This is a genomic window from Nitrobacter vulgaris, from assembly GCF_031453995.1.
Classification (GTDB): Bacteria; Pseudomonadota; Alphaproteobacteria; order Rhizobiales; family Xanthobacteraceae; genus Nitrobacter; species Nitrobacter vulgaris.
In genome coordinates this window covers 165,866-177,416 of record NZ_JAVDPZ010000007.1, presented here as the reverse complement: position 1 = coordinate 177,416, position 11,551 = coordinate 165,866, and the positions used below count along the sequence as shown (strand labels likewise).

The 11,551-nt window shown below is 61.0% G+C and carries 12 protein-coding genes; 3 read left to right on the top strand and 9 right to left on the bottom strand.

All coding sequences use genetic code 11. The features are described 5' to 3' along the window. Window positions 1-66: 66 nt before the first annotated feature. Window positions 67-354, top strand: a complete 288-nt coding sequence (locus tag GGQ85_RS06780; RefSeq protein WP_309773890.1) for a helix-turn-helix transcriptional regulator — start codon at window positions 67-69, stop codon at window positions 352-354. Here GGQ85_RS06780 and GGQ85_RS06775 read toward each other — a convergent pair. The 7 genes from GGQ85_RS06775 to GGQ85_RS06745 form a co-directional block, all read right to left on the bottom strand. Further along, complete coding sequence (locus GGQ85_RS06775; protein ID WP_309773883.1) at window positions 320-1,576, bottom strand: tyrosine-type recombinase/integrase; 1,257 nt, start codon at window positions 1,574-1,576, stop codon at window positions 320-322. The genes GGQ85_RS06780 and GGQ85_RS06775 overlap by 35 nt on opposite strands. 294 nt (window positions 1,577-1,870) lie before the next feature. Beyond that, window positions 1,871-3,490: a glutamine-hydrolyzing GMP synthase gene (guaA, locus tag GGQ85_RS06770; protein ID WP_309773889.1), complete on the bottom strand. Its 1,620-nt coding sequence runs from the start codon at window positions 3,488-3,490 to the stop codon at window positions 1,871-1,873. 102 nt (window positions 3,491-3,592) lie between these two features. After that, a complete protein-coding gene (locus tag GGQ85_RS06765) occupies window positions 3,593-4,894 on the bottom strand; it encodes an RsmB/NOP family class I SAM-dependent RNA methyltransferase (protein ID WP_309773882.1) in 1,302 nt (433 codons plus the stop codon). Between the two features lie 28 nt (window positions 4,895-4,922). Continuing rightward, complete coding sequence (locus tag GGQ85_RS06760; RefSeq protein WP_309773881.1) at window positions 4,923-5,342, bottom strand: MAPEG family protein; 420 nt, start codon at window positions 5,340-5,342, stop codon at window positions 4,923-4,925. 48 nt (window positions 5,343-5,390) lie between these two features. Next, window positions 5,391-6,008, bottom strand: a complete 618-nt coding sequence (locus GGQ85_RS06755; protein WP_079447141.1) for a hypothetical protein — start codon at window positions 6,006-6,008, stop codon at window positions 5,391-5,393. A 209-nt stretch (window positions 6,009-6,217) separates the two neighbouring features. Then, window positions 6,218-7,714 (bottom strand): IMP dehydrogenase, encoded by a 1,497-nt coding sequence (gene guaB, locus GGQ85_RS06750; protein WP_079447195.1) that lies wholly within the window; start codon window positions 7,712-7,714, stop codon window positions 6,218-6,220. Between the two features lie 179 nt (window positions 7,715-7,893). Next, window positions 7,894-8,142 (bottom strand): hypothetical protein, encoded by a 249-nt coding sequence (locus tag GGQ85_RS06745; protein ID WP_309773880.1) that lies wholly within the window; start codon window positions 8,140-8,142, stop codon window positions 7,894-7,896. A gap of 115 nt (window positions 8,143-8,257) precedes the next feature. On the opposite strand from GGQ85_RS06745, the gene GGQ85_RS06740 reads away from it, so the two are divergent. After that, window positions 8,258-9,730 carry an MFS transporter gene (locus tag GGQ85_RS06740; RefSeq protein WP_079447143.1) on the top strand — a complete coding sequence of 491 codons (1,473 nt, stop codon included), beginning with the start codon at window positions 8,258-8,260 and terminating at the stop codon, window positions 9,728-9,730. A gap of 30 nt (window positions 9,731-9,760) precedes the next feature. Here GGQ85_RS06740 and GGQ85_RS06735 read toward each other — a convergent pair whose 3' ends face one another. Both GGQ85_RS06735 and GGQ85_RS06730 read right to left on the bottom strand, forming a co-directional pair. Further along, the gene (locus GGQ85_RS06735) at window positions 9,761-10,465 is read right to left on the bottom strand and encodes an RlmE family RNA methyltransferase (protein ID WP_309773879.1); all 705 of its coding nucleotides are present in this window, start codon (window positions 10,463-10,465) and stop codon (window positions 9,761-9,763) included. Window positions 10,466-10,523: 58 nt separating this feature from the next. Further along, window positions 10,524-10,964, bottom strand: coding sequence for a four-helix bundle copper-binding protein (locus GGQ85_RS06730; protein WP_079447145.1), 441 nt, complete (start codon window positions 10,962-10,964; stop codon window positions 10,524-10,526). Between the two features lie 248 nt (window positions 10,965-11,212). Between GGQ85_RS06730 and GGQ85_RS06725 the strand changes: the two genes are divergently transcribed. Further along, a complete protein-coding gene (locus GGQ85_RS06725; RefSeq protein ID WP_309773878.1) occupies window positions 11,213-11,548 on the top strand; it encodes a copper-binding protein in 336 nt (111 codons plus the stop codon). Window positions 11,549-11,551 lie beyond the last annotated feature (3 nt).

The following is an 11,551-nucleotide window of genomic DNA, read 5'->3' as shown; positions in this document are numbered from 1 at the left end:
CAAAGGGATCAACCTAGCCACTGGACGGTTTTTACTCCGCCCGCACCGACATCACGCCGGCGCTCCGTGGCCTACTTTGTCACCGCCACGCACATCAGACGAACGATCCGGCGGCACCAATTGCGCGAGATGGTGCCGATGGCTGACAGCACCATTTACGAGATGGAACAGAGGGGCGAGTTTCCCCGTCGGTTCGCCCTCTCGCCGCGTTGTATCGTATGGGACCTCGCCGAGGTCGAGGCCTGGCTGATGGCACGGCGGGCTGCGCCGATCCGTCGAGCACAGCACCCTGACGTCACCAAGCGCAAAACCCGACCGGTCAAAGGGCGGGATCAAGCTCCATCACGGGCATAGCTTGCGGCAGAAGCGTGGGGGCATACTTCCGGCCATCGATCCAGGCATCAACCGTATCCGCCCACTGCTGCATCATATGCCGACGCTGCACCTCATACTCGGCCTTGTTGTAAACGCCGCGCGATGAACGCCCGTCCTCATGCGCCAGGCATTTTTCGATCCAGTCGCTATTGAAGCCCAGCTCGTTTAGCAGCGTCGAGCCGGTCCGCCGCAGATCATGGACCGTGAAAGGCTCCAGTGGCAGCCCCTCCTTCTTCGCTCGCTCGACGACGGCGTAGGTGATCCGGTTGAAGGTCGCACGAGACATTGGCGCGTCTGCGTCGTACCGGGACGGCAACAGATATCGGGAGTTGCCGGAGCAGGTCTTGAGCGCGATCATGATGTCCAACGTCTGTCGGCACAGGTAGACGTTGTGCGGCTTCGACCGCTTCATGCGCTCCTTCGGGATCGTCCAGACGGCGTTGTCGAAATCGATCTCGTTCCATACTGCATCCTGCAGCTCGCTCTTCCGGACCATGGTGAGGAGGTACAGCTTCATGCCGAGGCGGATCGTCGGCAGCGTCGCAACATGCTCAAGCTGTTTGAACATGATGCGGATCTCTGCGGGCGAAAGAGCGCGGTCCTTCGGCGTAAAGGTGGCGATCGAGGCCGGACCGACGTCATCGGCCGGGTTGGCGACCTTCTCGCCGTGCAGAATGGCATAGCCGTAGATCTGCTTCAGGATATCCCGCACATGAATGGCGGTGGCAGGAGCACCCCGTTCGACGATCTTGCCGCAGTGAGCGCGAAGGTCGTCAGGTGTGATCTCTGTCAGGAGACGATTCCGCCAGACGGGCATGAGCTCGCGCTCGAAGATGGAGCGGCGCATCGCGCGCGTGCTGTCGGCCATGGTCGCATTGGTCAGCCATTTCTCGCCGAACTGGCCGAAGCTCTTTGCTTCCTTGATCCGGCGCTTCTCCCGCTGCTTCTCGATGGCGGGGGACCGCCCCTCTGCAATCGCCCGGCGCGCATCGATGCATAGCTCTCGAGCCTTGGCGAGCGATATTCCATCACGAGCATATCTGCCGAGATAGACTGTCTCCCGCCTGCCGTTCAGCCGATAGTCGAGCCTGAACGAGATGGCACCCGACGGTGCGACGCGCACATACATGCCGTCACGATCGGATACCTTGTACATTTTGGCTTTTGGTTTCAAGCACTTGAGTGCTGCATCGGTCAACATTTCGGGTCTCCTCGCGGAAAAGTACTGTCACGCGGTTTTTGGAGGCCGATGGCGTAGAAAACTCTTATACTTCAGCGCCTTATATCGGAAAAAGTACCGTCATGAGCCTCATTGCTCCTGACGGTACTTTCGTTTTTCCGGTTGATCAATGGGGGCGAGGCCCGTCAGCGAGGCCGCCGAACGCCATCTATGCCCACCGATAGATATCGATAGGCATAGGAAAGATTTATTTTTGTTTTCAGTGTGTTAAGTCGTGTCTCAGCGTAGATTCGGCGGCGTTTGGATGGGCCTGAATCATTCCCACTCGATTGTGCCGGGCGGCTTTGACGTCACGTCATACACCACGCGATTCACGCCCTTGACCTCATTGATGATCCTTGTCGCGGTCGCACCGAGGAATTGCATGTCGAACGGATAGAAGTCCGCGGTCATACCGTCGGTCGACGTCACGGCGCGCAGGCCAACGACATAGTCATAGGTCCGGCCGTCGCCCATCACTCCGACCGTCTTCACTGGCAGCAACACGGCGAACGCCTGCCAAATCTTGTCATAAAGCCCGGCTTTGCGGATCTGGTCGATATAGACGGCGTCGGCCTCACGCAGGATATCCAGCTTTTCGCGGGTGATCTCGCCGGGGCAACGGATCGCGAGACCCGGCCCCGGGAACGGATGACGGCCGACGAAAATCTCCGGTAACCCCAGTTCGCGCCCCAGTACGCGCACTTCATCCTTGAACAGCTCGCGCAGCGGCTCGACCAGTTTCATGTTCATGCGATCAGGCAGGCCGCCGACATTATGGTGCGACTTGATCGTCACCGACGGGCCGCCGGTGAACGACACGCTTTCGATCACATCAGGATAGAGCGTGCCCTGGGCCAGGAAGTCAGCCGATCCTTTTCCCAAGGCTGCGATCTTTTTTGCTTCCGCCTCGAACACGTCGATGAAGAGACGGCCGATGGTTTTACGCTTCGCTTCCGGATCGGTAACGCCAGCAAGCTCACCCAAGAATTTCTTCGACGCATCAACGTGGACCAGCGGAATGTTGTAGTGATGGCGGAACAGATCCACCACCGTCTTGCCCTCGTCCTTTCTTAGCATGCCGTGGTCGACGAACACGCAAGTGAGCTGATCGCCGATCGCCTCATGGATCAGGATCGCCGCCACCGAGGAGTCGACACCGCCGGACAGGCCGCAGATCACCCGGCCCTGACCGACCTGCGCCCTGATCTTTTCGATCGCCTCCTCGCGGAACGCGCGCATGGTCCAGTCGCCTTTCAACCCGGCGACCTTGCGGACGAAATTGCGGATCAGTTTTGCCCCGTCGGGGGTATGCACCACCTCGGGATGGAACTGCATCGCGTAGAACTTGCGCGCGTCGTCGGCGATCACCGCGATCGGCGAGCCCGGCGCTTTCGCCACGGCCCGGAAGCCCTCGGGCAACTTTGTTACCCGGTCGCCATGGCTCATCCAGACATCGTGTGCGCCGCCCTTCTCCCAGACGCCGTCGAACAGCACGCAGGCATCGGTGACCTCGATGACAGCGCGGCCGAATTCGCGATGATGGCCGGCCTCGACCGTGCCGCCGAGCTGCCGGGCCATTGTCTGCTCGCCATAACAGATGCCGAGTACCGGCACGCCGGCCTTGAAGATCGCCATCGGTGCCGCAGGCGCCTCCTTGTCGAGCACTGAGGCCGGCCCGCCGGACAGGATCACCGCCTTCGGCTTCATCTCAAGAAAGGCTGCTTCTGCCTTCTGGAAGGGTACGATTTCAGAATAGACGCCCTCCTCCCGCACACGCCGCGCGATCAGCTGCGTGACCTGAGAACCGAAATCGATGATGAGAATCTTGTCGTGCGCGGAGATCGCGTGAGGGGAATGCTCGGCGGACGGAAGCGCGGATGAACTGCCTATCATGGCAAGCAAATACGCGAGCGGCTGCGGGGTCGCAACGGGGAAAGGAAGAGAACACACACGCTTCCGCCTCTCCCCATGCGACCAGGGAGGGTGGCGCGCTCCCTATCCCTGTCGCCGCATCACCGAAACGAAAAACCCGTCCGTTCCCGTCCGCCGCGGTGTCATCAGAAGCCCCTCGTCCGACAAATAAACCGCTGCGAGAAAATCGTCTGCCTTGTCCCACAGCACGGACGCGGTCTGCGACGGCGGTATCACCCTAAAATCTGAATGCCGGTCGATAAACTTAAGGATTTGCTCGCCATTTTCCTGCGGCAATACCGAACAAGTGACGTAAGCGATACGTCCGCCCGGTTTGACAAAAGCGACTGCCCGTTCAAGTACTTCAGCCTGATCCTTCAAACGTATGTCGAGAGCGCCGGGCCGCATGCGCCATTTCGCGTCGGGATTGCGCCGCCAGGTGCCAGTCCCAGTGCAGGGCGCATCGATCAGCACCAGATCGGCCGATTCCCTGATATCGGACAACGGTTCGGCTTCCCCTTTCGGGGTCCGGACCTCTGCGTTATGCACCCCGGCGCGGGACAGCCGCTCATGGATCGGCGCAAGCTGCCGCTTGTCGCGATCGGTCGCGATAAGACGGCCCCTGCCCTGCATCATGGCGGCCAGCGTCAGCGTCTTGCCACCAGCGCCGGCGCAGAGATCAATCACCTGCTCGCCCGGCTTGGCTCCGGACAGCAGCGCCGCGATTTGTGAACCCTCGTCCTGCACCTCGACGTCACCCTTGACGAATTCTTCCTCGGCCTGAATGCCGGGATTGCGCGCATCTGCGCCCAGCATGATTCTCAAGCCGAACGGCGACCACGGCGTCGCCGTCACGCCGAGATGTCGCAGCGATCCCAAAACCTTCTCGCGTTTTGCTTTCAGCGTGTTGACCCGCAAATCCAGCGGCGCGCGGCGCGCCATCGCGGCCGTCTCCGCCGCGCGATCGTCGCCGAACGCCTCGATTAAGTAAGGGTCGAGCCATTCCGGATAGTCGCCAGCGACATGGGCGGGCGCGTCCAGCAGCGAGCGCGAGGTCAACGCCTGCCGCTCCCCATCGGTCAGCGGTCCGGGCGCAAAACGACTGCCGTCGCACAGCGACGCGATAGCGTCGGTATTCATGCCGCGCTCCAGCCTCAACATTCCGAACAGACGGCCGCGTGGGGTGTCGTCATCCATGATCCAGGCGCTGGAAGCCTGACGGCGCAACATGTCGTAGACCAGTCCGGAGACTGCGGCACGATCACCGGAGCCCGCGAAGCGGTGTGCGGTGCCCCACTCCTTGAGCGCCTTCGCGGCCGGTACCCGCTGGTTGTCGATAGCTTCAATCACTTCGATTGCTGCGGAGAGCCGCGCGGCGGGTGTCATGGTCGACTTCCGATCTTGGCGGCGAGGCCTACACGAGCATCATGCGGAGCGCGAAATAAATCCACATGACCAGCAGCACCACCACGCCCACGAACCACGCCAATCCCCGCTGTGGCACATTGTTCGAGGTCACGAAGATGCCGGCATGCACGAACCGGGTGATGACGAATACCCAGGACAGCACCACGATGACAAGATCGGCGTGACGAAGCGGTAGCGCCAACGCGATCAGGATGTAAAACAGTACTGGTATTTCGAACTGGTTGCTGAAGCAGTTTGCGATCTGCGTGGGGCGTGCGGACCAGTTCGGCTCGCGCAGCGCGATATCTTCGAACCGGGTCTCCCCCAACCTCAAAGACCTCGTCCGTGCAACAGCCATTCCCATCAGCAAGGCGAACGTCAGCCCGACCAACACGAAAACGGGCAAAAGCACCGCTTGAACAGACATCTCGTTTGCCTCTGGATTGCGCCGCGACTTGGCAAGGACGGGATGAACTCAGGCCGCAATCGTGGCCAGAACCTTGTCGAAAGCAGCAGCGGCGGCTTCCAGATCATCGAACATGAGCGCGCCGTCGGCGGACTGCTTCTGGCCGTGGTTGTCGCGGATGGCATCAACCGGCGCGCCACCGTCGAGCATCGCCTGCGGCGCGATCACGAAGAACTTGTGTTCCGACATGTCCTGATTCTTGGGCAGGAACACACCGAGGGAGACGATATCGTTGCCGCGCCGATAGGAGATGTAGCGATCGACCGCGACGAATCCCGCGCGCTGCAATCCACCGAGCTTGGCCAAGCCATCGCCACCAACCAGCTTGTGCGCCCGGAAGCCCTTGACGCCGGCTGACTTCGCCTTCGCGGTTTCTTCCGACAGATCGTATTTCTCCGCCATTCGCCGGCCGATGGCAGCAAGCTGCGACGACATCTCGTGCTCAAAATCCTTCAGACCGGTGCGCGCCTTCGCAGCCTTCCGCGGCTTCAGAGCATTTCGTTTTTCGAGCTCCGCCTGGCATCGCGCGACAAGATCATCGACCGATTTCCGCTCTGCATTCGCCAGCAGGTTTTTGAGACCGGAATCTGAGAGCTCCCCAATTCTGTCGTCTGTCCAATCGACCATGTTCTTAGATTCTCTTGTGATGGTCCGTTAATGTCATTTCCGGAAAAACGGCGCAACGAAAGCGCTATCCCCGGCGCAGGAAATCTCGGCAGTACACAGTAACCCGTTTTCGCGCCGCTGTGCGGCTCAATTTGGGCGATTTACCCTCACCGAGGCGCGAAGTTCGCTTCATTTTGCGAGTGCTGCGCGTAAACTTTCGATTGAGGATGCTAGCTGCCGCCTGGATAGTTCGGGCTTTCGCGCGTGATCGTGACATCGTGGACGTGGCTTTCGCGCAAGCCCGCGCCGGTGATGCGGACGAAACGCGCCTTGCCATGAAATTCGGCGATGTTGCGCGCGCCGACATACCCCATAGCCGCGCGCAGGCCGCCAGCAAGCTGGTGCATGACGTTGCCGACGGGTCCCTTATAAGGCACCTGTCCCTCAATGCCTTCCGGAACGAGCTTCAGCGTATCCTTGATGTCCTGCTGGAAATAGCGGTCCGCTGACCCCCGCGACATCGCTCCCACCGAACCCATGCCGCGATAGGCCTTATAGGAGCGACCCTGCCACAGGTACACCTCGCCGGGCGTTTCGTCGGTGCCCGCCAGCAGGGAGCCGACCATGACAATATCCGCACCGGCGGCGAGCGCCTTGGCGAGATCGCCGGAATACTTGACGCCCCCGTCGGCGATCACCGGCACGTCGGCCTTACTCGCCGCCTCGACCGCATCCATGATGGCGCTGAGTTGCGGCACGCCGACGCCAGCAACGATACGGGTGGTACAAATCGAGCCCGGACCGATGCCGACCTTGATGGCGTCGGCACCGGAATCGATCAGCGCCTGCGCGCCTTCCGTCGTGGCGATGTTGCCCGCGATGACCTGTACAGCGTTCGACAGCCGCTTGATGCGGTTGACCGCTTCCAGCACGCGGCTGGAGTGACCATGCGCGGTATCCACGACGATCAGATCGACGCCGGCATCGATCAGTCGCTCGGTGCGTTCGAAACCGCCTTCGCCGACCGTGGTTGCCGCAGCGACCCGCAGCCGGCCCTGCGCGTCCTTGCTAGCCAGCGGATGCGCCACCGCTTTTTCCATGTCCTTGACGGTGATGAGACCGACGCAGCGGTACTGCTCGTCGACGACCAGTAGTTTCTCGATGCGATGCTGGTGCAGCATCCGCTTGGCTTCTTCCTCGCTGACGCCCTCACGCACCGTCACGAGGTTTTCGTGCGTCATTAGTTCGGAAACTTTCTGCCGCGGGTCAGTCGCGAAGCGGACGTCACGGTTGGTGAGAATGCCGACAAGCTTGCCCGGAGAGGCCCCGCTACCGCCGGTCGTCACCGGAATGCCTGAAAAGCCGTGATCGCTCATCAGGGCAAGCGCGTCGGACAGCATCGCGTCCGGGCCGATGGTCAGCGGATTGACCACCATGCCGGACTCGAATTTCTTCACCTGCCGCACTTGCGCGGCCTGGCCTTCCGCATCGAAATTGCGATGGATGACACCCAGGCCTCCGGCCTGCGCCATCGCGATCGCCATGCGCGCCTCGGTAACGGTATCCATGGCGGAGGCCATGATCGGGATGTTGAGTGGAATGGCGCGGGTAACGCGGGAACTGATATCGGCTTCGGAGGGCAGGATATCGGACGCACCGGGTTTGAGCAGGACGTCGTCGAACGTGTAGGCTTCTTTGATATCCCGAAATCCGTTTCCAAGCGCCATCGCCAACTCCATTGGGCGGCGCGGTCGCCGCGAAACCCATCAGAATGGAATGGCCGGTCGGCGACGCCCTAGCGTCGCCGACGAATTAAGTTCCATCGAATGGATTGGCGGTGGTCGATAGCACGGCAATCCCGGGAATCAAAGCGTCTGGCTGCCATGCAGGGGCTTTTCCCGCCCGTTCAACGCGGATAGTTCGGAGGCGGCCCATGCTCCCGGATCGCGTCGACCACCTCACGGTGCCGGCGATCCTCCCGCTTCATGTAGACAGCAATCACGGCGTGTGCTGACGGCACCAGGAAAAGGACGGGGAAAATCAGCCCGAAAATCACGCAGAACACGATCACGACCACGTTCAGGATTGCCGAGAATGGCTGACCGTTGAACAGCAGTCCGAGCGGCGGCAGCAAGGCAGCGAGCACATAGATCATCGTTGGCCCTCCCAAACACACCAAGGATTTAGGAACGCTTGGCCGCTCCGCAATAGCGCGCCGGCCCAAATCGGTGCTACAGCCCGCCTCCCATCCGCTTGCCCTCAGCACTTGCATGAACAAAGAACGCCTGATCCCGCTGATCGTCGCCGCCGCCCTGTTCATGGAAAACATGGATTCGACGGTGATTGCGACATCGCTGCCGGCGGTCGCCGCCGACATCGGCACCAGCCCGCTGACCCTGAAGCTCGCGATCACGTCCTACCTCCTGTCGCTGGCAGTATTTATTCCGGCAAGCGGCTGGACCGCGGACCGGTTCGGTGCGCGCTCCGTCTTCAGCGCGGCCATCGTGGTGTTCATGATCGGCTCAATCGGCTGCGCGCTATCCTCATCGGTGACGGATTTTGTGATCGCTCGGACCCTGCAAGGGCTGGGCGGTGCAATGATGACGCCGGTCGGCCGGCTGGTGCTGCTGCGTTCGATCGACAAGAGCGCGCTCGTCAACGCGATGGCCTGGGTGACGGTGCCCGCCCTGATCGGGCCGGTGATCGGTCCGCCGCTGGGCGGCTTCATCACCACCTATTTCTCATGGCACTGGATTTTTCTGATCAACATTCCGGTCGGCCTGGTCGGTATCTTCATGGCGCAGCGCTACATCGACCCGATCCGCAGCGACAATCCCGAACGCTTCGACCTTTACGGAATGGTGCTGGCGGGCGTGGGGGTCGGCGGCATCGCCTTCGGGCTTTCAGTCGCCGGTCTCAACCTCCTGCCATGGACGGTTGTAGCTGCGTTGATCGGGGTCGGGTCGGTCTCGATGGCGGCCTATATGATGCACGCAAGACGCACCGACTCGCCGGTGCTGGATCTCACTCTGCTGCGCCTGCCGACGTTCCGGGCCAGCATGTATGGCGGGTTCCTGTTTCGCGTCGGCGTCGGCGCGCTACCGTTCCTGCTGCCGCTTCTGATGCAGGTTGGCTTCGGCCTGTCGCCTTTCGGCTCTGGGCTCGTGACATTTTCATCGGCGGTCGGCGCCATGGGCATGAAGACACTCGCCGCCCGCATCATCCGCGCCTTCGGCTTCCGCAACATCATGACTGTCAACGCGGTCGTCAGTTCCGTCTTCCTCGCCGCCTGCGCGCTGTTCACTATCACGACGCCGCTGCTGCTGATCATGATCATTCTGGTCGTCGGCGGTTTCTTCCGCTCGTTGCAATTTACCGCGATCAACGCCCTCGCCTATGCGGACGTCGAGCCGGAACGAATGAGCCGCGCGACCACGCTCGCCAGCGTCAGTCAGCAACTGGCGATTTCGACGGGCGTCGCCATCGGCGCCTTCTCGGTGGAAGCCACGATGCTGTACCATCACAGCACGGAATTGACAGCAGCCGATTTCGGCTCTGGATTTCTCGTCGTCTCCGTGCTTTCAGCGATGTCCACTTTTTATTTCGTGCGGATGCCCGCCGATTCCGGCCATCAGGTTTCCGGTCGGCGCATGGTGGTCATTTCCGATCCTACCCGGGAATCCGAGGCTGAGGAGGAAACCTCTCGCGAAACAGTTACCGCCCGCGATCAGAAGCTGAGCTGAAGCACAACAGGTTTGCGGTTCTGACCCGCTTTAAGCTCGATCAGCGGCCGTCATAGGCGGCCGCCCGCGAAAGCCCGTCGCCACGACATAGCGTTCCGATGAATCCTGCCGGCTCGCAGCGGGCTTCACATGCCGGACCGTATGAAAGTCGCGTTTGAGCTGCGAAAGCAGACCGGCGTCCGCCCCGCTCTGGAAGACTTTTGCAATAAACGTCCCACCGGGCCGCAGCACGTCGACTGCAAATGCCGCCGCGCTCTCGACGAGACCTACGATCCGGAGCTGGTCCGTCTTGCGATGGCCGGTGGTGTTGGCGGCCATATCGGAAAGCACAATATCCGCGCCCCCGTCCATCATCGCGAGCAGCTTGTCGGGGGCACTGTTGTCAAGGAAATCGAGCCGGGCAAACGTCACGCCGACGATCTCCGGCATCTCCAAAAGATCGATGGCAATCACTTTACCTTTGCCTTCGGCGACACCGACACGCTTTGCAGCCACCTGGCTCCAGCCGCCGGGCGCCGCGCCGAGATCGACCACCGCCAGCCCGGGTTTCAGGAAATGATACTTGTCGTCCATTTCGATCAGCTTGAAGGCCGCGCGGGAACGCCAGCCTTCACGCTTCGCCTGCGCCACATAGGGATCGTTGAGCTGCCGCTCCAGCCAGAGCTTGGACGACAGCTTTCGTTTACCGCCGGTTTTGACGGTCACGTGCAGCCGGCCGGTGGTATCTTTCGCCATGTCTAACCATCCTGCCCGGACTCGCACAACCTCCCGCGCGCCGACAGGCTGGAAGACGTTAAGCGGAAATCTTGCGACATTCCTCGGCGCAGGTCTTGCAAGAGTCGCCGCACGCCTTGCATTCTGCCACATCCGGAAATTTCTCGCATTCCTTCTGACAGTCGACGCACACCTGCGCAATGACCTTGGCAAGAGCGGGAACGTAGGACGAGTTGACGGCTGCCAGCGTCCGCAATGCGCCGCATGCGGCCATCATCTGATAGGTCGCGTTCGTACAACCGGCCATGCTCGTGTCCTTCATGCTCAACATGCCGAGGCAATGCCGCATGCACGCCTCTCCCTTGGAGACGCAATGATTGGTCGCCTCCTCGAGAGCTTTGTATTTCGTGGGATGCATCGATTCGGCTGGCGCCGCACTTGCGGGGACGGCGAAGGCCTGCGCCGCCGATAAAACTGCTGCCGCAGTCCCCATGGTAGCCACGAATTCTCGACGGTGCATGATTATCTCCTCGCTGATTGAATCGATACCATCTTGGAACCTTACGACAGTATAATCCCGACCGCCTCACATCAAGCGGACGCGATAGGGTGCGAGACGACCGGCGGACCCCACTTTCCCAAACCGGCGTTTCTCATGTAAGTCTCTGTGGCCCGCGAACGCGCGTGCGCGGACGCCCATGCCTGAGAACGGAATATGTCGTGAGAAAACTTATCTTCAGGTGCGCAGTCGTAGCCGCGACCACGGTGATGACCCTCCATCTCGAGAGGGTTGAAGCTTTCTTTCCTGGAGACCATCCGGTCGCCGGGTTTCCGCACACACAGTTATTGCTGGTTGAGGCTCAAGAACCGTCGAATGGCCTTTATCGAGGGATTGGAGTTGTGACGGCGATCAATCCGGCGACCGGCTCGCTGACGATCAACCACCAAAAAATCGAGGGCTTAATGCCAGCGATGGAAATGCTGTTCCAGGTCGATCCGCGCACATTGAGCGATCACGTGAAGCCGGGCGACAAGGTCGAATTCCAACTCGAAGGCAAGACCTATACAATTCGAGATATCAAAGTTATCGAGCCTGCCAAATGAGTT

What these genes read in the sequence shown, in the direction of transcription:
- GGQ85_RS06775 (WP_309773883.1), bottom strand. Translation starts at nt 1,576, where the DNA reads ATGTTGACCGATGCAGCACTCAAGTGCTTGAAACCAAAAGCCAAAATG.
- guaA (WP_309773889.1), bottom strand. Translation starts at nt 3,490, where the DNA reads ATGATAGGCAGTTCATCCGCGCTTCCGTCCGCCGAGCATTCCCCTCAC.
- GGQ85_RS06765 (WP_309773882.1), bottom strand. Translation starts at nt 4,894, where the DNA reads ATGACACCCGCCGCGCGGCTCTCCGCAGCAATCGAAGTGATTGAAGCT.
- GGQ85_RS06760 (WP_309773881.1), bottom strand. Translation starts at nt 5,342, where the DNA reads ATGTCTGTTCAAGCGGTGCTTTTGCCCGTTTTCGTGTTGGTCGGGCTG.
- GGQ85_RS06755 (WP_079447141.1), bottom strand. Translation starts at nt 6,008, where the DNA reads ATGGTCGATTGGACAGACGACAGAATTGGGGAGCTCTCAGATTCCGGT.
- guaB (WP_079447195.1), bottom strand. Translation starts at nt 7,714, where the DNA reads ATGGCGCTTGGAAACGGATTTCGGGATATCAAAGAAGCCTACACGTTC.
- GGQ85_RS06745 (WP_309773880.1), bottom strand. Translation starts at nt 8,142, where the DNA reads ATGATCTATGTGCTCGCTGCCTTGCTGCCGCCGCTCGGACTGCTGTTC.
- GGQ85_RS06740 (WP_079447143.1), top strand. Translation starts at nt 8,258, where the DNA reads ATGAACAAAGAACGCCTGATCCCGCTGATCGTCGCCGCCGCCCTGTTC.
- GGQ85_RS06735 (WP_309773879.1), bottom strand. Translation starts at nt 10,465, where the DNA reads ATGGCGAAAGATACCACCGGCCGGCTGCACGTGACCGTCAAAACCGGC.
- GGQ85_RS06730 (WP_079447145.1), bottom strand. Translation starts at nt 10,964, where the DNA reads ATGCACCGTCGAGAATTCGTGGCTACCATGGGGACTGCGGCAGCAGTT.
- GGQ85_RS06725 (WP_309773878.1), top strand. Translation starts at nt 11,213, where the DNA reads ATGACCCTCCATCTCGAGAGGGTTGAAGCTTTCTTTCCTGGAGACCAT.